Source organism: Trichocoleus sp. FACHB-46, assembly GCF_014695385.1.
In the GTDB taxonomy this organism is placed as follows: Bacteria; Cyanobacteriota; Cyanobacteriia; order FACHB-46; family FACHB-46; genus Trichocoleus.
The window spans coordinates 219453-242057 of record NZ_JACJOD010000031.1; the positions used below are offsets into that span (position 1 = coordinate 219453).

A 22605-nucleotide genomic window follows, 5' to 3' on the forward strand; every position below is an offset into this window, starting at 1 on the left:
TGTGAAGTATCCTTCCTATTGTACTTCAATTATAGTGTTTTTCACCAAAAAGCACAGGATTGTGGCTAAATTTCAGCAATACTGAGAGCAACTTCTATAAAACATCAAGAAAGTTCCCCACTAACAAATAATACTTCTGTTCAAAGATAAAAGGTTTTGATGAGGATATCAGGATACATACTTCACCCACCAGGGTAATGTCGCAGTTAAGCCACGTCCAACATACTTGAAGAAGTTTGCTAACGTGCCGTCTGCTAGAGCAATTAACTGACTTTAAGAGGAGTTACAGTTGATGGAGCCAGCGATTTCTCTCGTTCTACAAGCATTAGCTATTGGTGCTCAAGATGTTGTCAAAGATGTTGCTAGTAATGAGACGCGGCATCTTTATGATTGGCTAAAATCACGTATTCAGGAGAAATGGGTTGGTAAGCCTGATGCAAAGACTATTCTGAAGGCATACGAAGAAGACTCTGAGTCGTTATCAAAAGAGGTCCTTGCCCAAAAGTTGAAAGAGTCAGGTATTCATCAAGATAAAGACGTTCGTCGACAAGCAGAACTCTTGATTCAGCAAGCAAACTCCTCAACCAACATAGCAGGTTCTCAAATTGAAACGAAAAATGACTATAGTAGACGTAACTCTAATGGGGATACTCAAGTTGCAACGGAAGGAGCAAGAGTTTCCAAACATAAAGTACTTAGTCTTGGACGTGCCTCCATTAATGAAGGAACACATTATGAGACGACTCACAACTATAAACAAACTAAGCTTGCCGTATTATTTGGGCTTCTTACATTAGCTTTGGCTGGCATCATTTTCTACTTGATTAAAACCGAAAAGATTGAAATACCAGGATTAACCACGCCTCCTTCCGAGAAAACGCCTCCAGGCTCTTTGTCTCCCTCTCCTTCAATGCCAGCATATACAAGTTCTTCGCCATCCAGTGCTTTATCATCAGCACTAGTATCGGCTTCAGCATCCAATCAGGTTAATGAGTGTAGAGAGCTTTATACTGCTATCAAAAGAATGGAATCCGATCTTAATAGCCTTAATACAGAGAAAGAAGCAGGCCAGCCCGCTCAGGGAAATCAATTGGCTGACACTTTAGATCAATCCATTGGCTCAATACAATCACTAAGCTTAAGCGATGAGAAGCTAATAGAATACCAAAGACAGTTTACTACTTTATTCCGAGAAATAAGTCAATCATCCAGAACGTTAGCACAGGCTTCTCAATCATCAAACGCAATAGATGCTGCTTATACCATACAGGCTCTCACAAATCTCAATGTGTATTTTCGGGAATATCAATCATTAGCAGTCGAGTATAGTCAATTTTGCCAAAGTATCGATAAGTGAATGTGAAAAGCTGCTCATTTGGTGTGTGAGAACGTAAGTTATTAGCGTGTTATCTAGCAAAGCTACAATTTTCTCAAAGCAGATAAGTGAAAGTCAGAAATCTTAAAACTTAAGTAACTTAAATCTGCAATTCTCTCACTTTTTAATGATCTTGAGAGACTGAGATCATGTTTTTTTGACCTATTTTGACCTAGATTGTCAGCATTAGGATGAACAGCCAGAGAGTGATGTTGCAGAGGGTAAATTAGAAGCATTAGCTCAAGAGGTGAGTTAAACAGCAGGCTTTCAAACTGTCCGTGAGGGATTGCCCTGCATTGGTGATAAGTGCCATCATTGAATCTTTGCAAAGTTCTCCTAGTCCTTTATCTGAGTGCTCCAGTGCGATTAGGCAAATGCGAGGTTTACTAAAAACAGACCAGCCAGCACCAACAGATGCAGAAGTGGCTGCAATGCTAGAAGAGAAACGGTCGGAGAAATATCTTCAAGTGAGAGTTCCGATTTCCCAACTCTGTCCTAAAGTCCTGTTAAAACGCCCAATGCTTGCCTATCCTGGAAAAGGGTTGTTTTAGTCAACCCCTAGCGACGAAAAGGAATAGGCATGAGCAGTCAGAGCGATCGCAACCAAACCATCAAAATTGCAGTGATTGGTGATGTCCACGATGCTTGGGAAGCCGAAGATGGGCAAGCCTTGAAACACTTAGGCGTGGATTTAGCGCTCTTTGTGGGCGACTTTGGCAACGAATCCGTGGAAGTGGTACGCGCGATCGCTGCTGTAGACTTACCCAAAGCCGCAATCATGGGTAACCACGACGCTTGGTATAGCGCCTCCGACTGGGGTAGAAAAAAGTGTCCCTACGATCGCACCAAAGAAGACTGGGTGCAAGACCAGCTAGACTTGCTCGGTGAAACCCATGTGGGCTACAGCAAGCTCGACTTTCCTGCCTTTAACTTAACCGTTGTGGGTAGTCGTCCGTTTAGCTGGGGTGGTTCCTCCTGGAAAAACGAACAGTTTTATCGCGATCGCTATGGCGTGAACGATTTCCAAGAATCAACTGCCAAAATTTTAGAAGCAGTCCATAGTGCAGCTTACGAAACCGTGATTTTCTTAGGTCACTGCGGCCCCACAGGACTCGGCGATCGCCCAGAAGACCCTTGTGGCCGAGATTGGATGCCGATTGGGGGAGATTATGGTGATCCTGACTTTGCTGCTGCGATCGCTCAAACTCATCTCCTTGGTAAAGCAGTCCCCTTGGTTACCTTTGGGCACATGCACCATAATCTCCGCCACACCAAAGAGCGCTTAAGAACGTCTGTCTATGAAGACGTTAAAGGCACCATTTACCTCAACGCCGCCAATGTGCCTCGGATTAAGCAGGTAGAGGGCGCTCGCTTACGCAATTTCTCTTTGGTTTCTCTGCAAGCGGGAGTGGTAGAGCAAGCGTCTTTGGTTTGGGTGAATCAAGACTTTGAGGTGGTTTCAGAGCAATTGATGTACCGCAAAACCAATGCCGTAGCCGAAGCAGTGTAGGAAAAATACCGGATTGCAACAAAAACCTAACAGTTTGCAGCCGAACGGGTTAGAATATTCTTCGGTTTGGGTTCCTCTAAATGAATTGGCACCTTAACCAAACGCCTGGAGAGGTGGCAGAGTGGTCGAATGCGCTCGACTTGAAATCGAGTGTCTCGAAAGAGACCGTGGGTTCGAATCCCACCCTCTCCGTTTTAACTACTTGCTCTAGAAATTCCAGACGCTCCAGGCTTGAAAAGCGAAAATGTGAAGCGGGTCTTAGTGGAACCGGAGGGAGGTTTCAGTCTAGGATCAAAAACATGAACTTTTTTCTAGGCTGTGCCGTTTGGGCTTACAAAGATTGGGTGGGTGACTTGTTTCCTGCCAAGAGTCGTCCTACCGATTTTCTGCAACTTTATAGTCGCCGCTTCACCACGGTTGAAGGCAACACCACGTTTTACTCGGTGCCTGATGCGGAAACAGTAGCGCGATGGGCGGCTGAAACTCCTCCTGGCTTCGAGTTTTGCCTTAAGTTACCGCGCGACATTACCCATCAAGGCTTGTTAGCACCCCAAATTCCCGCAGCCTTAGGCTTTCTAGAACACATGCAAGGGTTGGGCGATCGCTTGGGGCCAATGTTTGTGCAGTTGCCACCTAGTTACAGTCCTGCTTGGCTGGACGACCTCACCGCTTTTCTCCAAGCGTGGCCGCGCGAAACCGCTCTCCTAGCCCTAGAAGTGCGCCACTTGGATTGGTTTAAGTCCACCCACGCCACGCAACTCACTGCCCTTCTGGAAGAGTTGGGCGTGGGACGAGTTTTGCTTGACACTCGCGCTGTCTACAATGGCCCTAATGATCCGCAGCTCAACTCGGAACGACGCAAACCTAAACTTCCCCTCCAACCCACTGTGACCGCTCCGTTTAGTTTGGTTCGCTTCATCAACCATCCAGAGCGCGAAGTTAATGAGGAATATTGGGCAGAGTGGGTCACGCATGTAGACCAATGGCTGCGTCAAGGCACTCGTGTTTATTTCTTTATGCACTGCCCTCAAGAAGCGCGATCGCCCGGTTATGCCCGCGCCTTTCAACACCTACTCGAAAAACAAGGCGTACCCGTCCCTGCCCTACCGTGGGATAGCTTCGATCAGCCGCCCGCCCAACTTAGCTTGTTTTAGCTGGTATCAGCACTTGCACGATTTAATGAACACGAAGCGGTCACATAGAGAACCTAACCCCCTAACCCCCTTCCCTATAGGGGAAGGGGGAACCAGAACCATACGAGGGATATGGGGAACCAAAAGCTCCTCCCCGAAACGGAGAGGGGTTGGGGAGGGGTGAAGATGATTGAGCAGGGAGGCAAAGTTTATCTAGTGGGTTCGGGGCCAGGGGATGTGGCTTACCTGACGGTGCGCGGATACCAACTACTGACGCAAGCTGAGGTGTTGATTTACGATGCCTTGGCTGAGGAAGAGTTACTGCAATTCGTTTCAGAGAAATGCCTGAAGATAAATGTGGGCAAGCGGGGCGGACAACCGAGTACACCCCAAACAGAAATCGATCGCCTGTTGGTGGAGCATTGCCTGCAAGGAAAACAAGTAGTGCGATTGAAAAGTGGTGATCCGTTTATCTTTGGTCGCTCTACTTCAGAAATTCAGGCTTTGGTTGCAGCTGATTGTGCATTTGAAGTGGTGCCAGGGATTTCTTCTGCGATCGCCGCTCCTTTATTTGCAGGTATCCCTCTCACCGATGTAACCTTGAGCCGTTGCTTTGCCGTTGCCACTGCTCACGACCTAGAAGCACTCAATTGGCCCGCGTTAGCTCAGATAGACACGCTCACCTTACTAATGGGCGGCAGAAATTTAGCTGAAATTGTGGCGCGGTTGCAGCAACAGGGGCGATCGCCCGACACCCCAATCGCGATCGTGCGGTGGGCAGGACGACCCCGGCAGCAGGTTTGGGTGGGCACCTTGGCAACCATTGCGGCGCAAACAACAGGGGTATCTCTCTCCCCTTGCGTAATTACCATTGGGGAAGTTGTGCAACTACGGGACTACCTGCAATCGCCCACAAACAGGCAGAATGATACACAGCCAAACCCGATGAATGGTTTGGTGCTGCATTCTCTGTTACCTACAACTGAAACTGTGGTTAGCACTCCTGAACAAGCCCTGACAACTCCGCTGCCCCTCGCAGGTAAAACTGTCTTAGTCACTCGTTCGGTCGGCCAGTCGAGTGAGTTTTGCGATCGCTTGCAAGCCATTGGTGCCCAAGTGGTAGAAATGCCCGCTTTGGAGATTGGCCCGCCGTCTAGTTGGCAGGAGTTGGATCAAGCGATCGCCCAGCTCTATACCTTTAACTGGCTGGTGCTTACCTCAACCAACGCTGTAGATTACTTTTTTGAACGCTTAGCCGCTCAAGGCAAAGATGCGCGAGCTTTAGCAGGGGTCAAAATTGCCGTAGTGGGCCAGAAAACCGCCGCTAGCCTGGGGCAACGTGGCCTGAACGCAGATTTCACTCCGCCTGATTTTGTCGCAGATTCCTTGGTGGCTCACTTTCCCGAAGCTAGTCTGCAAGGTGCAAAAATTCTATTTCCTAGAGTTGAGAGTGGGGGGCGAGAAGTCCTAGTGAAAGAATTCACCGCTCAAGGTGCGGAAGTGGTGGAGGTAGCGGCTTACCAGTCGGGTTGCCCTGGTGCGATCGCCCCTGCTGCTCTCAATGCTTTACAACAGGGTTCTGTGGATATCGTCACCTTCGCTAGCTCCAAAACCGTGAAGCATTTCTGCCAGCTCGTCGAAGCAGCCCTAGGACATTCATTTCTGATTGATGAACTCAAAAGGGCCTGTATTGCTTCCATTGGTCCCCAAACCTCCAAAACCTGTCTAGAGCGTTTTGGGCGAGTCGAGGTCGAAGCGCAGGAATACACTTTGCCAGGGCTGACTCAAGCGATCGCTCAATGGGCCAGCAAGGGAGCCACAGAGAGGGCCAGAGAAAACCAGCCCTAGCTCTATCTCTACTTCGCTTTACAAGATTTGCGATCGCGGTCAGATTGGGGTTCTTGCCAGGAATAGGCAAAGTGGCTCACTGCATTAATTTGCGGAGCAGCTTGGCGAATCGCTTGCATCTGAAGTTCCAGAGACGGACGGTTGCCAAGAGACTGTCCCCACGCTCCTGCGATCGCGGGGGTAATTCTGGTCCCTGGAGGAGACATACTCACCACCCGCCGCACCAAAGACACCACACAGCTAGGGTCACCACAAACGCCATAGGACATTGGGTGCCACTCGATTGAAGTTGGGAAGCGCTCCCACGGCTGCAATCGCGAATCAAACCCTTGCCCAATCGTCTGATTACCATCCGGGAAAAAGACAGCCCCCGACGCAATTCCTTGCTGTTGCACTTGCGAGATCGCCAGGTTCAAGAAATCTACAATTCCTTGCAGCGCATGAGCGACTGTCAAGAGCCACAACTCTTGTTGCAGCACGGGTTGGCGTTGGGCTGCGGGCAATGCCTTAAGTAAGCGAGAAGGAGTGCGCCCCTGCCACATCGGCTCTGCCTCTTGGGGGTACAGCTTATCTGCCGCAGCTACATCGCCCGCCGTAATATACCCACGACCCAAGAATCGTCGCATTAGCTCTAAACCTTTATTGTTCAAAGCGCGTTGATATAGAGCCTGCTGGGCTGAGTCGCCATAGATCCATAAGTCTTTAACTTTACTGGAAATCGAAGCGGCACCTGTGCCTCTGGGATAGCGAATGTAGTCAAACAGCACCCCGTCTGGACGGCGACGGACTACCGCTTGCACCATTTGGTAGTAATCTTGTTTGGCTTGAATACTATAGGGATCGATAAAAGTTTCATCTGCAATCACCACCCCCGTTTCCCCGTTAGGGTCAAAAATACTGCGGGTGGTCGTTGTCGTCTCGCCGCTGCCATTGCGAGCGATCGCTTGCTGACGATCGGGACGTTGCGAGTAAGAATAGCCAAAGTTCATCGTGAACATCCAGGCATAAACTTTCAGCCCCCGCTCACGGCCCTTCTGGATCGCTTGGGCTAGCAAATCAGCTTTTTCAGAACCTGGGACTCGCACCACTGAAGGCCAAGCTGTGGGATTCTCCGCCATTGGCAACAAGACTTGCCCGTTGTAGAAAACTTCTACATAGACTTGGTTGTAGCCACGATTGATGATGCGATCCATGACGCTTTCTAGCGCCCCTGGCTGCAAGTCGCAAGGGTAGAGGCGCAACCAAACGGCTTGTGTTTGCGGCCAAGTACGGCTACGGCACTGCTGCATTTGCGCTGCATGCTCACGAACTAAGGCTTTGTAACGCTCTTTAGCTTTCTCTTCCCCTTTCATGGCTGCTTGGCGAGCTGCTTCTTTTTGCGCGATCGCCTCGGCTGAAAGCTGACAGTAGGTTGCTGCTTGTGCTTGAGGGGGTTGGGTCCAGACGGTTTGGCTGATGAGGCTGGTTGTCAAGGCAGCAGTAGCTACAAAACCGCGGTAGTAGGACTTCCAAGAGGGAGGCTTGGGAATTTGGCTCTGATGACATACAGAGGGCAACAGTCGCGAAAATCTCATGGAAAGGTGGAACACTCCTTCAGACGCACAAGAACAGGACTAAACAAAACTGGCTTGATGCAGCCCACGGCAGTTCAAATTCTTCAACCAATTCACTGATTGAAACAAAGTATTCCCATAAAGTTCCCTGCTCTAGGCTGAGGCACAACGCCAAGCTTGACGTTAAAAGCAAGTAAATAGAATTGCATCAGCAGACATCTTAAACCATCCTGGTTCTGTGAACTGAGAAACTCTACTTTCAGCGCGTCGCGCTCCGGTTTCTAGCTGGCAAAGAATGATCAGGATTGGATAGGGTCAGTGAGCAGTTGGTGAGCGATCGCCTTAATTCACTTTTCCCGGGCTTTGCCTATTACGGCGTATAACCGTGGGCTGACTCACAGGGTGCAACAGTCTCTCTTTCGCTCGGTGAACTAGGTGCGTGAGTTCGGTAGATTGGTAAGCAAATAATAAATATTTATCAGACGAGACATCGCAGCGAGCCGATTTTTAGCAAGTGGAGACGACTATGACTAGCAGTGGCATCCAACCTTTTAACCAACCCTCTGAGGCTGATGACCTCACAACCGCGCCATCCCACTTGGACCATGCAGAAAGTCATACTTTGGCTGAGCAACTCGGTACAGATCCAGTCACAACGACAGTTGCGGCGGCTGTGAGTGGTGGTGTCGCAGGTGCTGCGATTGGACGCTTATTTGCGGGTCGTGTCGGAGCCACGATCGGTGCTGTGGTAGGAGGTATTGCTGGGGCGGCCATTAGCAATGACGACAGCCCAAGTACCACCCATGCCATCGAAGGAGTAGTCAGCACTGTCAAGGATGCTTCTGAGCAAGTTAAGACTTCTGCAACTCATATGGCTGACTCAACTCAGGAGGTTGTTCAGTCATCTCAAGCAAAGCTAGCTGACACGGCTCAGACAGCTAAACAAAAAGTGCAGGAATCTCAAGCTCAACTCACTAGCGCTGCTAGAAAAGCTGCTGAGCACCTACGCCAGCAACAGCAACCGCAACAGGCAACCCATGGATCTCATCACTTCAGCTTGGAGCAAACCTACGAGCTTTCGGCTGAAATGCACTATCAGATTGGTGTTGCTCTAGGGCGACAAGGAAAACTAGATAAGGCGATCGAGGAATTTCAAGAAGCGCTCGATCTGGCTCCTGACTCTGCGGAAACTCATTACAACCTAGGTGTAGCATTGAGCAAGCAAGGAGATGTGGATCAAGGTTTAGATCACTTGCAGCAAGCCGAAGAGCTGTGTTTAGCTCATGGTAATCCTAAGGGAGTCAGGCTGATTAAGCGGGCAATTAAGCGGATAGACCAGAGTTTGGTGTCGCATTAGTCTTGTAGGTTGCTGGCTCTATTCAATTGCGCCACGACTTCTGAGAAGGCTGATTTCTCCTTGAAGACCAGCTTTTTTAGCTAACTGTATCGGTGTATTGCCAGCGCGATCTTTAGCATTAATTTCGGCTCCTGCGGCTAAGAGAAGATCAAAGGCTTTTCTCTTTTCAATGGCAGGGGTGGCAGCTAAATGATGTAGGGCAGTTTTGCCTTGGTTATCCTCGGCATTTACATCTGCACCTTGGGCCAGCAGCAGTTTGATTTTGTCTCCTTTCGCGTCTGGAAATTGCGCAGCGATCGCTAGAGGAGTCATGCCATCTTTGCGCTTAACCCGAACATCAGCTTCTCTCGCCAAAACTAGCTTGAGAGCTTCCACTTGGCTAGATCTCGCTGCCCAATGCACTAGAGTCATGCCATAACCATCTGGCAAATTGACATTAGTTCCTTGGCTCAGCAGCAGTTCTACCATTGCTGGCGAGGAGAACTCCGCGGCTAAGGAGAGTGGGGTTCTACCATCTCTACGTCTAGCCATTGGGTTAGCTCCTTGGCGTAGTAGTAGGTCTGCCACATCGAGGCGCATTATGGCGGCTCCATGCAAGGGAGTGTTGCCGTCCTGTGCTTCGGCTCGAGCCTCAGCACCAGAAGCTAGCAGGAGCTTCACAGTTTCTGTATTTTGGATCGTTGCTGTTGCTGCATGTAATGGCGCTTTGCCTTCGCGATCGCGGGCGTTCACCTCGGCACCTTGTGCTAAAAGTAGCTTAACGATGTTTCTGGTGGTCGCATCCGTGGCAGCTACATGCAGGGGTGTGCTGTTGTTTAAGTCTTTGGCGTTAATCTCGGCCCCTTTTGTGACTAACAATTGGGCGATCGCTTGGGTTTTGGCTAGATGCAGGAGCGTCTTGCCGGACTCAAATTTATGATTAACATCAGCTCCTTTTTCGAGAAGCGTTTCTATCGTGAGCTTGCCGCTGTTGCCACTATAGCGAGACACAGCATCATATAAAGCTTGATACCAATCTAAATCTGGCTGAGCCAGCAACAACTCTGCTACCTGTGGATTGGCACAGCCCAATAAAGAGACTTCCTGCTCAGTACTTCCCTGTCCGAGGGTAGTCATTGCATTGGGATTGCCACCACTATTCAGATAACGCCTCATGGCGGCAGCATCTTGGCAAAGATTGGGATTGGGTTGAGCGCCTAGTTTGCTTAAGAGCAGCCATTGATAAGGATTTGGCACAGCAGCAGTCGCAGCCGTGAAACCGATGAAGGCGATCGCCAGCCCTGCTAGAGATACCAAAAACTTATTTCTCATGACCTGTTCTAGAGCTTGGTAATCCACTGACCCTGCGGGGGTCGCCACTGTATTACCTACGCTCTAGAGCTTTAGCTTTTCAGGAAAAATCTGCCAATTATGTTAGCAAAGGCTTAATAGCTGTCTTCACCGGGAACCGTGTCTGCACCAGGCTCAGAAAAGTCTTGCTGCATTGAGCCTTCGCAGATGGCTTGCCATTGGCAGAAAAGTTCGTAGCCGTGTAAATCGGTATTCCGATAGCGCTTAATAGCTTGGTCCAACTCTTGAGGAGTTCGGGGAACTGGAACTGTGCAGGTAAGCTCAGGCATAGTTAAAACCTCGACTGACAGAACTAAATGCTGTGACTGGAAATGCTGTGACTGGAAATGCTGTGACTGGAAAACCGTGGCTGAAATACAGAAGTTGAAATGTCTTCTAACTCCAATTTAATCAAATCAAGACAGGAATGGTATCTAAAGTTACAATTTTTAGACTGTGGATAGGGTAAGGGGCAGGAAGCTCATTCTGGCGATCGCATTTGCGACATAGCTGAGACTTCACTTCCTTAGCCCCTGTTGTAACATCGGTTTTTGATTGAGTGGTGAATTTCCTGTGAAGTTATTTCGAATACTGAGTGGTTTTACGTAAAGCTTGCTACAAACTAAAGATCGTTCTTGCAACGAATTTTCTACAAAGTTAGATTGAACAGGCTTTATGAGAACAGTACTAACAGGAATTTCGGGAGCTGCGATCGCGATCGGCAGCTTGACCTTAATTAGCCAGCCCAGCACCGCCGCCACCTTAAGCTTCAATCAAGTGTATTTTTTTGGCGATAGTCTGAGCGATCCTGGTAACGCCTATAGAGCATCAGCCGGGTTAGTGCCCCCTAGCCCTCCTTATGCCCAGCGATTTAGCAATGGCCCTGTTTGGGCGGAATACTTATCAGGTCAATTGGGTCTTAGCCCTGTCCCTAGCACTCAGCTTTCGGCTCAAAACCCGCCGCTGCAAGGAGCCAATTTTGCTTTTGGGGGTGCCACCTCAGGCACAGCCAATACTGTAGTTCCCCTTTTCCCAGCGCTGCAACAGCAAATTGCCCAGTTTCTTAGCTTGCAGGCTCCCGCAAATCCGAATGCGCTCTTTGTGCTGTGGGCTGGTGCGAATGACTATCTACCAACAGAAAGTACTTTTCAACCCTTTACCAATCCCAAGCCCTCTGTCACCAACATTACTACAGCAGTTAGTGCGCTAGAGGCGGCTGGAGCACAAAATATTCTGGTGGTGAATCTACCAGATTTAGGCACTTTACCGCTAACCCGTATTACCACTGATGCTCCGAGGCTGAATGCCTTATCCAAAGCTCACAATAATTTCCTCTTTCGCCAAATGAGGCGCTTAGAGCGATCGCCTGGTTTTGATGCCAATATCATTCCGCTTGATGTCAATGCTTTGTTTCAGCAGGTCATCAACCAACCGTCTCAGTTTGGCTTGACCAATGTCACCGATTCTTGTTTTGTTCAACAACCATTCAGCATTTGTAGTAACCCCAATGAGTATTTGTTTTGGGACAGAATCCATCCCACCACAGCCGCTCACCAGTTGATTGGTAATTTCGCCTTCGATAACCTCGTTGCTCTATTTCCACCGACAACCGCAGCAGCTTTCGCCGCACCTGAACCTACCAATGCAGATTTGGCAACTTCAACCTTTGCGGCTCTTAAATCTGCGTCAGCTCCAGACTCCGCAACTTTGACAGCACTCCAATCTACCAGCCAGGCTTCAGCTTCTGTCCCTGAACCCACGACTGCTTGGGGGCTTCTAGCCTTAGCAGGTTTGGGAATCAGTCAAGTGTGGCGGCGTCGAGAAGTTTTGGCCAATGGTCCTGCTAGCGTTGTCGAGGCGGCTGAAACGCATACACATCTCGGATAACTTGAACCCAACCTGCTGCCAGCGACTCTAAGAGACGATCGCCCTTTTCGGCGCTGGCAGTCGTTGGGTCACCAATTACTCCACTTTGGCTCAAGTCTCGCGTAGTCCAAGCAAAAGGTAGTTTACCTTCTATGCTCAAAAGACTGCCTTCAGGCTGCTCTGGGGGATATTCCGCGATCGCCTTTTCCATCCGAATTTGGTTTGGCAAAATCGCCAGCATCAAGCTGGTTTCCGCATCTCCCGCATGAATGCCCAACTTCAGTTCTTGAGGGCTGAGGAGTTCTTTGGCAATGTGTGGAGCTTGCCAAACGAACAAAGGAAAGATACTAAAATCTTCGTACTTGACATGCAAATCCCGCGCCGCAATTTCCAGTACTTGGGGCTGTCCACCGTGGGAGTTCATCAGCACCAACTTACGGAATCCCGCTCTGTAGACACTTTCGGCAATTTCGCTGATTGTTGCCAATAAAGTTTGAGCACTGAGCGTAATTGTGCCCGGAAAATGCCAGTGCTCGTTGGACTTGCCATAGTACAGCGGTGGTAAGGCATAGGCAGGAACGCTGGCCTCTAGCTGCTGCAACGCTTTACCCAAAACCGCTCCCCCGATCGCCGCATCCACAATTAGCGGCAAATGCGGCCCATGCTGCTCGATCGCGCCTAGAGGCTGCACTAGCACCACATTGGCTTTATCGGGCATCGCTTGAACTTCTGTCCAAGTGAGATAGGGGAAAAACCGCTCCGGAGGAATAAAGCTATGCATAAATTAAAGTCTTTATTAAAAAAATATCCTGATTCATTCAATACTGTAGTTCACGGATTGCTTTGAGCTAGTTCACAGCCTCTCATAGTCTGGAATTCCATTCAGTTCAGTATAAGCACGAAGGTTTGGCTTCAGCGATCGCCCCAAACATCGCTAGCTCAATCACACGCGATCGGCGCTTGATTTAATTCCGACGCTAACTCGAACCACAGAATCGGTCTTGCAGCGATCGCAGCGTCAAAAATTTCCACTAAATTCTCTCAGCAGAGAGCCGATAGCCGTAGATTCACTGATTTGCTGGTTTAGGAGCACAGGCATCGTAAGGAGACTTGAGTTTTGGTCACTCAAGTTATGCCGTGTGAAGTTGATTTTAGGAAGGTTAGATTTTGCTAAAACAGTGGACAAGTTCGCGCTCCCTCACAGCCGTAACCACTCTGGTCGTCCGAGGTTTGTTGATGGGAGGGCTAGCTCTGCCCGTGGTAGTTCCTGCGGCTCAAGCCAGCACCTATGATTTTCAGGTAGAACCATCATCAACGACCCCCTCGCTTCCTCCTCAAGTGATTGCGCTCCGCCGCGCCATTATTGGACAAGAAAGTGGCGCTAATTTTCGAGCTGTGAACCGCCATTCAGGAGCCTTGGGCTACGGCCAGGTCATGCCTGCCAACATCCCCAGTTGGACGAAAGAAGCCCTCGGTCACTCCATTACAGCTTCAGAATTTCTCAACAGCCCTGAACTCCAACTCCAAGTGATTGACTTCAAACTCAATCAATATTGGCAAGCTGCTTTAGTTGCCAGTAACGGAGATGAAGCGATCGCCGTTCGTCGGGTGGCTTCTCATTGGTACAGCGGCAAGCCTTATCGCTATAACCACACTACAGCCAGTTATTATGGCGGACACCGGTACCCCAGCGTTGCCGAGTACACGCTAGCCATCTTGCAGCGCTATGAACAGCAAAAAGGATTGTTAGGAATCGACCAGCTAGGTTACAGCCCTTGGTAAACGGTTGGAGTTATGTGGGGTGGGCAAAGCCCGTTCCACAAATCCAGTTTGGTGAAATATGTATATCTTGAGAAAGCTTGCCAGGTGACAGTGCGGCTAAATGTGGTCGCTAGAATAAGGCTGAGAGCGATCGCTAGATTGTAAAAGAGAAAGCGATCGCTTCACCTTAGAAAACAGACAGCCTGAAGTGATGCACTCACTCAGGTGAGTCAAGCTGGTAAGCCAAGGGAAAACAGATGGGCAAGAAGAAGCAGGCAGCCAAGAAAGCAGCAGCAGAGAACGGCATCAGTACAGAGATGTATCAGGCTCAAAAAGCCGCCAATCAAGCCACCGATGCAATTGCTGATGTGATGACTCCGGAGGATAATGTCGGCGATCGCCATCCTAGGCCAGATTATCCCCGGTATCGCGTCCGTCCTGGGCACCCGATTGTTCTAGCCGATCTCGACCCTAACGAGTCGAATGCTTACCAGAATAAAAAAGATGCAGAACAAGAATTAGAACGACAAAGGCAACGCCTCCAAGAACTACAAGCCCGCTTATTCGCTGAGCAAAAGCAAAGCCTATTGATCGTGCTGCAAGCCATTGATACTGGAGGCAAAGACGGCACGATCAAAAGTGTGTTTCAAGGCGTGAATCCCCAAGGTTGCCAAGTTTGGTCATTTAAGCAACCTAGTGTCGAAGAACTCAATCACGACTTTCTCTGGCGGTATCATCAACGCACACCGGGACGAGGCATGATCGCCATCTTCAACCGATCGCACTACGAAGATGTGTTGGTGACGCGGGTGAAGCAGTTGGTGCCAGAACAAATTTGGCGAGGGCGCTACCAGTTGATTAATGAGTTTGAGCATATGTTGGCTCTGAATCACATCACGGTGCTCAAGTTCTTTCTCCACATCTCCAAAGATGAGCAAAAGCGCCGCCTCGAATCTCGCTTAGCGGAACCCGATAAACGCTGGAAGTTCTCGATCAATGATGTCAAAGAACGTCTCCTTTGGGACGACTACCAAATAGCATTTCAAGATGCGCTCAATTCTTGCTCGACGGAATATGCGCCTTGGTATGCAATTCCTGCTAACAAGAAGTGGTATCGCAATCTGGTAGTGGCTCGCACGATTGCAGATACTTTGGAATCCATGAATCCTCAGTATCCTGCTGAACCCCCCGGATTAAATGAGATTGTAATTCCCGATTGAGCGATCGCGCCAGATCATCAGGCGCTACTAGTCTTGGGGTTGGATGGGCTTTGCCCACTTAACCTGACAAATCCAATTTGGTGAATTAGTAGCTCTAGAAATAGATCAATAATCAGCAGAGAGATTATGCCGAGCCCATTACCAAATCCGGTTAACACACCTGCTTGGTGGCAATTGCTCAATTGGATTGCCGACCCGATCCAATTTCAACAGAAATACAGCCAGCAGTATGGGGATATGTTCACGTTGCGGCTGGGGAGTCTAGGAAGACCAATCGTGGTAGGCAATCCGCAAGCGATCCAAGACATCTTTAGCCAAGATGCCAAATTTGATATTGGTCGAGCCAATGCGATCGCAGAACCCCTGATTGGGCGTAACTCTCTGATGTTGATGGATGGCGATCGCCACCGTCGCGAACGCAAACTGTTAATGCCGCCTTTTCATGGAGAAAGGCTCCAAACCTACGCCCAACAGATCTGTTTGATCACAGAACAGGTTGCCAGCCAATGGCACGTGGGGCAAACGTTTGTAGCTCGGACTGCCATGCAGCGAGTGAGTCTAGAGATCATTCTGCAAATCGTCTTTGGCTTGAGTGAAGGAGAGCGCTACGAGCAACTTAAACCCCTCCTCACGCAATGGCTAGATATGACGGATTCTCCACTCCGCTCTAGCTTCCTATTTCTGAAATTTTTACAAAAAGATTGGGGAACCTGGAGTCCTTGGGGCCAAATGCGGCAGCGACAACGTCAAGTACATGCTCTCCTTCAGGCAGAAATTGCAGAGAGACGTACACAAGGAGAAACTGGTCGTAAGGATGTCCTGAGTCTGATGATGGCGGTGCGAGATGAGCAGGGGCAAGCCATGACCGATGAGGAGATCCGAGATGAACTCCTGACCATCTTGTTTGCAGGACATGAAACAACAGCAACCACTCTAGCTTGGGCTTTCTATCAAATTCATCGCAACCCTCAGGTGCGAGAAAAATTACTGCATGAACTAGACAGCATGGGCGATCGCTCCGCCCCAATGGAGTTGGCTCAGTTGCCTTACCTCAATGCTGTTTGCCAAGAAGCATTGCGGATGTACCCCGTTCTTCCAGTGGTTTTTCCCCGAGTTGCCAAATCACCTGTGCAAATAGCAGGCCAGGAGTTTGCGCCTGAAACCACCTTTATCCCCAGCATTTATTTGGTGCATTACCGAGAAGAGCTGTATCCCAATGCTCAACAGTTCCAGCCAGAACGGTTCCTAGAGCGGCAATACTCCCCTTCAGAATATCTCCCGTTTGGTGGAGGCAGTCGGCGGTGCTTGGGATACGCCTTAGCGCAGTTAGAAATGAAGTTGGTCTTGGCAACAGTTCTCTCTCAATATCAACTAACCTTGGCAGAGAACGAGCCTGTGAAACTCCAACGCCGTGGCTTCACCCTCGCTCCTAAAGGTGGGGTACGAATGGTGATGGCTGGGAAAAGATGAGTTAGGGATGTTGGTTGAATCAAAGATGGGGAGGGGCGATCGCATCATTCACATTTTCACCTAAAGGTCGAAAACGAGGGTAATATACGGAAAAACATACATTCCACCTAAGCATCTGGATTGTGTGAGTAGGCGGAAAAAGTACACCTAATAAATAGTTGACTCACGAGTGAGACCGATATGGTTTTTTCTCTTCACGAACTATCATCTGAGGAGATTCAGTTACTACCCATTGATCGCCTGGGTATTCTCGTCTTGAAGCATCTCGTCGAAACTAGGGAGTGGAATTCATACAACTTCTTGAATTTGGGAAGGGAACAGCGTGTGCCTGAACCAACCCTTAAATGTTGGTCCGAAGCTCTCAACTGGCTTATATCTAAAAATCTTGTTGCTCGGGGAACACCTGGACAATCAAATTCCGATACGATATTTGTTACTCGTCTTGGAATGAAAACTTTGCAAACAGGGCCTGAAGCAATCCAAGCTGCTGAGCGTCTGGATGTGGCACTACATCATCGCCTTGAGCACGTAAAGTCACAGTTTTTACTCGGACAATATGAGCTAGCAGCATTTGCAGCGATGCGAGAAGTAGAAATTCGAGTTCGAGAGCTCTCTGATTCTGAATCGTCTCTGATTGGTGTGAAGCTCATGCGAAAGTCTTTCGGGGAGGGTGGAAAACTAGCCGATCCAGAGCTAGATCCAGGGGAACGAGTTGGCATTATGGAGCTATTTGCTGGAGCTATAGGTACTTTCAAAAACCCTCCCAGTCACAGGCAAGTTAACTATGCTGACCCTACAGAGGCCTCGGAGGTTGTTCTGCTCGCAGACCTTCTAATGAGACTATTGGATCGCACTGCGGCACGAGTCGCCTGAGCCATGAACTAACAAAAGTACAAAAGCACAGAGACTACACCTCGGATTCATCTGTGTTATAGAGGGCAACTTAGACTCAAACTTAATTTTTTTGATAATTTCCGACATTTTTTACAGTTGTGCTTAGACTGTGGAAAGCTCGTATCAAAAAATACCTCTACTGATGCGTCTTACCCAAGTTTCAGCGATCGCCCTCACGCTTGTCTTTTCTCTTCTACCCGTTCACTTGCCTGGATGGTCGAGTTCGGTAGCAATTGCCGAGGGCAAACCCCCTAAAATCGATCGCCGAGAACGAGCAATGCTACTGATCTCTAAAGCAGAGTGGGTATATTCGGCCAGGTTTCCAGAAGCCAGTCTGCCTCTTTACGAGCAGGGATTTCGACTCCTGCAGGAAGTAGGCGATCGCACTCAAGAAGCCGATGTTTTGATGGAGCTTGCAAATAGGATTCGCTTCAGAGGACGGCTTCAAGCAGCGCTGCCCTACTATCAAAGAGTTTTGGCACTTCATCAGAAAGGCATTGTGGTTGCCGCTCCGCAGCGTTTGCCGCATCGAGGGAAAGCATCTGCCATTGCGATCGGCGACATTTATCAGGCAGCAAGACAGTTTGACCAGGCGTTATCTGCCTATGAACAGGCATTAGCCTTCAAACACGAGATCGAGGGGGAATGGACGGATGCTAACATCGTCACCAAGATGGGGACAGTTCACCATCTAGCTGGACGACCAGAACGAGCGATCGCGGCTTATCAGCAAGCCCAATCTCTATATCGGCGGACGGGAGACAACTTACCGGGTGTCTTCTTTCAAAAAACCAAACTGCTCAATCGCGTCGGATTGGTGCATCAATCACAAGGACAGCCCAAGTTAGCGTTAGCCGCTTATCAGCAAGGGTTAGCGGCTCTGAAAAACAAACGCGGAGAGCCTGAAAGAATTGTCGATCGAGTTTTGACGCTAGAAAATATCCGCGATCTTCATCAGGCACAGGGAGAGAAGGCACAGGTTGCTGCCTATACACAACAAGCAAAAGAGGCGCTATCAGAACCGCTGCCAGCCCTGGATGTGGGTGGAACCGATCACTTTCGACGAGCGGAGGTGTTGGCAACCATTGGTAGCTTTTACCTGGAAGCGGGACAGCTTAAGCGTGCCAAGCACTACTATGATCGGGCAGTGGCGATCGCCCGTGAATCCCCCTTTACGCCTGCCGAAGATAACATCCTGAGCAGGATTAGAACCGATTATCGGCAGCTAGGGCGGCTGGAACAAACTCTATCTGTGCAACAGCGACAAATGGAGATTTCTCGATCCAAGGGACAGTCGATTAACATTGCTGCATCGCTACGGTTCTTGGGGGAGACGTATCAGCAATTGCAACAATGGCAAGCTGCCCTGTCAGCCTATCAGCAGGCATTGTCCACCCTTCAGTCCAGCCAAAAGTCTAACCGCGAGCCTCTCACAATTGCTCTGTTACGCTTTCGAATTGGCACGGTTTATCAGGCACAGGGGCAACCTGAACAGGCTTTAACTGCCTATCAGCAGGCGTTAGCACTTTATCAAGAATTTCGGTTTCCTGAAGGACAAGTGCAGGTGCTTCAGCAAATCGGCAAACTTTACGAAGCTCAAGGTAAGGTTGAACTTGCACAACAGCATTATCAGCAAGCAGAAACGCTCCTCAATCAGCTTCTTTCATTTTTTCGAACATAGCCGCCTTTAGCGTTCTAGCCAAGCTCGCATCTTACCTGGATTGAGCAAGCCGTAGGGGTCTACCATCTCCTTAAACTTTAGTTGCTCTACGTTAATCGTCTTCATGCCTCCATCTTCCAGGATGTAAGTATGGGGATTGAAAATAAAGGCTCCCTGCGCTTCGTGGTAGGCAATAATCTCGTTGAGGCGAGCTTCTGTGGTGTAGCGCACCAACTGGAGAGCGGCAGGACGGGCCACGCCACCGACGCGGAAGAATTCCAGGTGCATCATCAACTCATCAGCGAAATGATGATAGATGTGCTCTACTAATTTGAGGTTTTTGTCATCTGGAAAGAGAGTTTGTAAATAGGTAAGAGAAGGATCAACACTGCGGGCATGGAGTGTGGTGTGATTCCAGGAAAACTCTCCCAAGGGCATGCCGTGACTGGCTTCCTGGGCTGTTTTTTGCTGGCAAACAGTACCGCCATATTCTTTAACTAAATCTGCTAGAGATTCCAAGCAGGACTCCGCCACCATTAGCAACGCACAGTGAGAGCCTTCTGGGATGCAGGAACGGAGCGCTGCAAAGTAGGTAGGAACTGGCCAAGCGTGGATACTAATTAGTTTCTTGATGATGCCATCGGAGTCTGCCAAGGTTTGCCCAAAGCGAGCCGCCGTCATGAAGTCAGGAAAACTGACAACCCACTCGGCCCAAGGATAAGCAGGCCCCAGAGGAATCTCCAATTCGGTGATAATGCCATTCACGCCATAGGCATGGTTTACCTTCTGCACCTCATCGCCCCGTAGCTCGATCACACGGGGTTCATCTTCCATTGTCACGACCCGCACTGCCAGGAGATTGCCGCGATCGCGCAGTTGCCCATAGGTAATTGAGCCAATACCACCACTACCTCCTGCAATAAACCCGCCAATGGTAGCGGTGCGGTAGGTGGAGGGAGCCATGCGAATCTCCCAACCGATTTCTCGCGTTTTCTTGTCAAGGTTGGCTAGCTTCACCCCTGGTTCTACACAAGCCAATCCCGGTTTGACCCAACGAATCGCTTGCATCGAACTCAAATCTAGAATCACCCCACCATTGAGAGGAACACACTGCCCGTAGTTGCCAGTTCCCGCTCCCCGTACCGTTAAGGGAACTCGGAACTTGACACAAGCTGCGGCCACGCGCAACACTTCTGCCTCACCCGCCGCCCGCACGACTAAATCGCCCTTTTTGCCCGCTAATTGCGGCTGTAGCACTGGGCTGAAGTTGTAGTAGTCCTGTGACAGCTTCGCGACCTGCGTTGGGTCAGTGATGATTTCTAACCCTACCAGTTCCGCAATCAGGGCATCGAGGTTCATCGTGTTGACAGGGGTCGTAGTCATCTAGCTAATCTCCGTAAAGCCGCGCAGATGATCTAATTCAGCATAATCAGGTGGGGTGGTGTCAATAGCTCGGCCGGTTCGCACAACCACTCGATCGTGCTGCGATCGCGACAGTAACTCACTAAAAGTGCGCCCCTTGAACAAAATCAAATCAGCGGGTAGACCCGCGCCAATGCGCCCAATCTCAGGCAGTTGCATCAAATCAGCGGGGGTTGTGGCGATCGCACGGGGCCAGTCACCATAGGGGCGATCTAAATGAGCAATCTTGGTTGAGAGTGTGAAGACTTCCAGACAATCATGATCGCCAAAGCCATGAAATGGGTCACGGCAATTGTCACTAGCGATCGCCACGGGAATGCCTTGTTGCCGCAGTTCATGCAGTAGAGTCACCCCCCGCCAACGCGGAGTCCGTTGAGGTACACGGTCTTGCAGATACAAATTGCACAGCGGCAAACTGACAATACCGATCTGAGCTTGCCGCACCAAACTCAACGTCTCCGCCACTTCTTCAGGGTTTTGGACTGACAAACTACAGCAGTGCCCGCAGACAATCTGCCCCGTGAACTCGTGACGCAGGGCTGCTGCTGCCACTTGCCTCAGCGTTTTGCTGTCTGGGTCGTCGGTTTCGTCGGTATGGAAATCTAAATTCAGTCCTCGCTCCTGAGCTAAGACGAACACGCGATCCAATTGAGCATCTAGTTCTGGATGAACAGGCGCAAATCCTCCCAACACTCCTCCCAACTCTGCTATTTTGTCTGCCAGAGCTTCTCCTTCGGGGGTGAGAAACATTTCTAGAGGAGCGAGGCAAACGGCTTGCAGTATTAGGCGATCGCGCCACTCCTGCTGGAGCAACCGAAACGCTTCAAAACTCTGCTGGGAAAACTCCCCGATCGCATCAATGTGAGTCCGAATAGCTCGCGTGCCGTGGGCGTAGCTGCACTTGAGACCAAACTCCATCCGCCGATACACATCTTCCAAGTCCCAATGTTGAGTGGCATCCTTCTCGACTGTGGTCAACGCACTGGCAAACGTGCCGTCAGGATTTGTTGCTCGTTCCCAAATATGCCCTTTATCAAGATGTGTGTGAATATCCACAAAGCAAGGCCAAACCTGCCCACCTCGAAGGTCTAAGGAGGGTAAGGGAGATGTTTCCTGATTGGGATTAGGCCGCGATCGCGCCACCTGAATCGCCTCCACCAACCCAGCCCGAATCTCCAAATTAACTAATGCTAAGCCATCGGCATTCTGTTGAGCCGCAATCTCAGGGCGATCGCCTGCCAGCAAACAAACCGGAATATGGGCATTCAGGAGCCAGTAATGATCAGAAGTTGGCAACATGCAAGGGTTAAAGATTTAATTCTCACGCTTTATCGCACTTTCATGCCAGTGGCGCAGTAAGAAATCAGACAACAACGTCAGTACCACAAAGATCGCCACCCCTAAACCAGTCGTCATCAACAGCGCCGCAAACATGCGCGGAATCTGCAAGTTATAACTCGCCATCAAAATCTGATAAGCAATTCCCGCACGTGCCCCACCTGTCCCCGCCACAAACTCAGCCACCACTGCTCCAATCAACGCCAACCCGCCACTAATCCGCAGACCACCGAGAAAATAGGGCAGCGCACTCGGCAAACGCAGATACCACAAAGCTTGCCAGCGGGAAGCTCGGTAAAGCTGAAACAGATTCAACAAATTATGGTCGGCACTATTTAACCCCAACGTCGTGTTAGCAATGATGGGAAATAGCGCCACCATCCAAGCGCAGACCACCAACGCCGCAAATGTGTTATTCCGCAACCACACAATGATCAACGGCGCGATCGCCACCACAGGCGTAGTTTGCAACAGCACCGCATAGGGAAATAAACTCCGCTCAATCCACTTACTCTGAGCAAACAAAACTGCGATCGCCACCCCAGAAACCACCGCCGCCAGAAAAGCCACCAGCGTAATTTGTAGCGTCACCAACAACGCCGGAAATAACTCAGGCCAATCCCGAACCAGCGTCCGCAATACCAAAAGCGGCCCAGGCAATAGATAAGGGGGCATCCCTGTCACCCGCACAAAGATATCCCACCCGAATAGAGCGACTACCGCGATCGCCAACGGTGGCAGAATATCAACGCCCAGTAGCACTTTTAATCTCTGCATTTCACTTAAAACCTAACCCCCAGCCCCTTCCCTTGTAGGGAAGGGGAGTCAGATTTGTATACCAAGTAGCCCAAAAGGAGAAATAATTGAAA

The 22605-nt window shown here is 49.8% G+C and carries 18 protein-coding genes and 1 tRNA gene; 12 read left to right on the plus strand and 7 right to left on the minus strand.

The genetic code is table 11. From position 1 onward, the window contains the following. Positions 1-292: 292 nt before the first annotated feature. From H6F72_RS19090 to cobA, 5 genes are all read left to right on the plus strand, one after another. Positions 293-1357 carry a hypothetical protein gene (locus tag H6F72_RS19090; protein WP_190439212.1) on the plus strand — a complete coding sequence of 355 codons (1065 nt, stop codon included), beginning with the start codon at positions 293-295 and terminating at the stop codon, positions 1355-1357. 598 nt (positions 1358-1955) lie between these two features. Further along, entirely contained in the window at positions 1956-2885 is a 930-nt protein-coding gene (locus tag H6F72_RS19095; protein ID WP_190439215.1) for a TIGR04168 family protein, read from the plus strand. Positions 2886-2992: 107 nt separating this feature from the next. Then, positions 2993-3077: transfer RNA gene (locus H6F72_RS19100), tRNA-Ser, on the plus strand. 107 nt (positions 3078-3184) lie between these two features. Beyond that, positions 3185-4039, plus strand: a complete 855-nt coding sequence (locus H6F72_RS19105) for a DUF72 domain-containing protein (protein ID WP_190439218.1) — start codon at positions 3185-3187, stop codon at positions 4037-4039. Positions 4040-4150: 111 nt separating this feature from the next. Next, positions 4151-5866 (plus strand): uroporphyrinogen-III C-methyltransferase, encoded by a 1716-nt coding sequence (gene cobA, locus H6F72_RS19110; protein WP_370527537.1) that lies wholly within the window; start codon positions 4151-4153, stop codon positions 5864-5866. Positions 5867-5874: 8 nt separating this feature from the next. Here the strand turns inward: cobA and H6F72_RS19115 are convergent, their stop codons facing one another. Beyond that, positions 5875-7440, minus strand: a complete 1566-nt coding sequence (locus H6F72_RS19115; RefSeq protein WP_199299180.1) for a hypothetical protein — start codon at positions 7438-7440, stop codon at positions 5875-5877. A gap of 505 nt (positions 7441-7945) precedes the next feature. Between H6F72_RS19115 and H6F72_RS19120 the strand changes: the two genes are divergently transcribed. Beyond that, a complete protein-coding gene (locus tag H6F72_RS19120; protein ID WP_190439220.1) occupies positions 7946-8776 on the plus strand; it encodes a tetratricopeptide repeat protein in 831 nt (276 codons plus the stop codon). 18 nt (positions 8777-8794) lie between these two features. Here H6F72_RS19120 and H6F72_RS19125 read toward each other — a convergent pair whose 3' ends face one another. Both H6F72_RS19125 and H6F72_RS19130 read right to left on the minus strand, forming a co-directional pair. Further along, the gene (locus H6F72_RS19125) at positions 8795-10135 is read right to left on the minus strand and encodes an ankyrin repeat domain-containing protein (RefSeq protein WP_190439223.1); all 1341 of its coding nucleotides are present in this window, start codon (positions 10133-10135) and stop codon (positions 8795-8797) included. A gap of 65 nt (positions 10136-10200) precedes the next feature. Further along, positions 10201-10395, minus strand: coding sequence for a hypothetical protein (locus H6F72_RS19130; protein ID WP_190439226.1), 195 nt, complete (start codon positions 10393-10395; stop codon positions 10201-10203). Positions 10396-10780: 385 nt separating this feature from the next. On the opposite strand from H6F72_RS19130, the gene H6F72_RS19135 reads away from it, so the two are divergent. After that, a complete protein-coding gene (locus H6F72_RS19135; protein WP_190439229.1) occupies positions 10781-11992 on the plus strand; it encodes an SGNH/GDSL hydrolase family protein in 1212 nt (403 codons plus the stop codon). Here H6F72_RS19135 and H6F72_RS19140 read toward each other — a convergent pair. Next, on the minus strand, positions 11949-12752 hold the full coding sequence (locus H6F72_RS19140; RefSeq protein ID WP_190439232.1) for a creatininase family protein: 804 nt from the start codon (positions 12750-12752) through the stop codon (positions 11949-11951). The genes H6F72_RS19135 and H6F72_RS19140 overlap by 44 nt on opposite strands. Before the next feature lie 386 nt (positions 12753-13138). On the opposite strand from H6F72_RS19140, the gene H6F72_RS19145 reads away from it, so the two are divergent. The 5 genes from H6F72_RS19145 to H6F72_RS19165 all read left to right on the plus strand — a co-directional run bounded on the left by H6F72_RS19145 (position 13139) and on the right by H6F72_RS19165 (position 18997). Next, positions 13139-13753 (plus strand): lytic transglycosylase domain-containing protein, encoded by a 615-nt coding sequence (locus H6F72_RS19145; protein ID WP_190439235.1) that lies wholly within the window; start codon positions 13139-13141, stop codon positions 13751-13753. Between the two features lie 236 nt (positions 13754-13989). Beyond that, complete coding sequence (locus tag H6F72_RS19150) at positions 13990-14952, plus strand: polyphosphate kinase 2 family protein (RefSeq protein WP_190439237.1); 963 nt, start codon at positions 13990-13992, stop codon at positions 14950-14952. Positions 14953-15078: 126 nt separating this feature from the next. After that, a complete protein-coding gene (locus H6F72_RS19155; protein ID WP_190439242.1) occupies positions 15079-16422 on the plus strand; it encodes a cytochrome P450 in 1344 nt (447 codons plus the stop codon). A 447-nt stretch (positions 16423-16869) separates the two neighbouring features. Further along, positions 16870-17295 carry a TIGR02391 family protein gene (locus H6F72_RS19160; RefSeq protein ID WP_190439245.1) on the plus strand — a complete coding sequence of 142 codons (426 nt, stop codon included), beginning with the start codon at positions 16870-16872 and terminating at the stop codon, positions 17293-17295. A 163-nt stretch (positions 17296-17458) separates the two neighbouring features. Next, positions 17459-18997 carry a tetratricopeptide repeat protein gene (locus tag H6F72_RS19165; protein WP_190439249.1) on the plus strand — a complete coding sequence of 513 codons (1539 nt, stop codon included), beginning with the start codon at positions 17459-17461 and terminating at the stop codon, positions 18995-18997. Positions 18998-19003: 6 nt separating this feature from the next. Here the strand turns inward: H6F72_RS19165 and H6F72_RS19170 are convergent, their stop codons facing one another. The 3 genes from H6F72_RS19170 to H6F72_RS19180 are packed head-to-tail and all read right to left on the minus strand — an operon-like array spanning position 19004 to position 22513. Beyond that, the gene (locus H6F72_RS19170; protein WP_190439252.1) at positions 19004-20359 is read right to left on the minus strand and encodes an FAD-binding oxidoreductase; all 1356 of its coding nucleotides are present in this window, start codon (positions 20357-20359) and stop codon (positions 19004-19006) included. Next, the gene (locus H6F72_RS19175) at positions 20360-21697 is read right to left on the minus strand and encodes a cytosine deaminase (RefSeq protein WP_190439254.1); all 1338 of its coding nucleotides are present in this window, start codon (positions 21695-21697) and stop codon (positions 20360-20362) included. A 15-nt stretch (positions 21698-21712) separates the two neighbouring features. Next, a complete protein-coding gene (locus H6F72_RS19180; RefSeq protein ID WP_190439255.1) occupies positions 21713-22513 on the minus strand; it encodes an ABC transporter permease in 801 nt (266 codons plus the stop codon). Between the last annotated feature and the right edge of the window lie 92 nt (positions 22514-22605).

Bases quoted from the DNA above. Each gene is read 5' to 3' on its own strand.
- H6F72_RS19090 (WP_190439212.1), top strand. From the start codon at position 293: ATGGAGCCAGCGATTTCTCTCGTTCTACAAGCATTAGCTATTGGTGCT.
- H6F72_RS19095 (WP_190439215.1), top strand. From the start codon at position 1,956: ATGAGCAGTCAGAGCGATCGCAACCAAACCATCAAAATTGCAGTGATT.
- H6F72_RS19105 (WP_190439218.1), top strand. From the start codon at position 3,185: ATGAACTTTTTTCTAGGCTGTGCCGTTTGGGCTTACAAAGATTGGGTG.
- cobA (WP_370527537.1), top strand. From the start codon at position 4,151: ATGGGGAACCAAAAGCTCCTCCCCGAAACGGAGAGGGGTTGGGGAGGG.
- H6F72_RS19115 (WP_199299180.1), bottom strand. From the start codon at position 7,440: ATGAGATTTTCGCGACTGTTGCCCTCTGTATGTCATCAGAGCCAAATT.
- H6F72_RS19120 (WP_190439220.1), top strand. From the start codon at position 7,946: ATGACTAGCAGTGGCATCCAACCTTTTAACCAACCCTCTGAGGCTGAT.
- H6F72_RS19130 (WP_190439226.1), bottom strand. From the start codon at position 10,395: ATGCCTGAGCTTACCTGCACAGTTCCAGTTCCCCGAACTCCTCAAGAG.
- H6F72_RS19135 (WP_190439229.1), top strand. From the start codon at position 10,781: ATGAGAACAGTACTAACAGGAATTTCGGGAGCTGCGATCGCGATCGGC.
- H6F72_RS19140 (WP_190439232.1), bottom strand. From the start codon at position 12,752: ATGCATAGCTTTATTCCTCCGGAGCGGTTTTTCCCCTATCTCACTTGG.
- H6F72_RS19150 (WP_190439237.1), top strand. From the start codon at position 13,990: ATGGGCAAGAAGAAGCAGGCAGCCAAGAAAGCAGCAGCAGAGAACGGC.
- H6F72_RS19155 (WP_190439242.1), top strand. From the start codon at position 15,079: ATGCCGAGCCCATTACCAAATCCGGTTAACACACCTGCTTGGTGGCAA.
- H6F72_RS19160 (WP_190439245.1), top strand. From the start codon at position 16,870: ATGAAAACTTTGCAAACAGGGCCTGAAGCAATCCAAGCTGCTGAGCGT.
- H6F72_RS19165 (WP_190439249.1), top strand. From the start codon at position 17,459: ATGCGTCTTACCCAAGTTTCAGCGATCGCCCTCACGCTTGTCTTTTCT.
- H6F72_RS19170 (WP_190439252.1), bottom strand. From the start codon at position 20,359: ATGACTACGACCCCTGTCAACACGATGAACCTCGATGCCCTGATTGCG.
- H6F72_RS19175 (WP_190439254.1), bottom strand. From the start codon at position 21,697: ATGTTGCCAACTTCTGATCATTACTGGCTCCTGAATGCCCATATTCCG.
- H6F72_RS19180 (WP_190439255.1), bottom strand. From the start codon at position 22,513: ATGCAGAGATTAAAAGTGCTACTGGGCGTTGATATTCTGCCACCGTTG.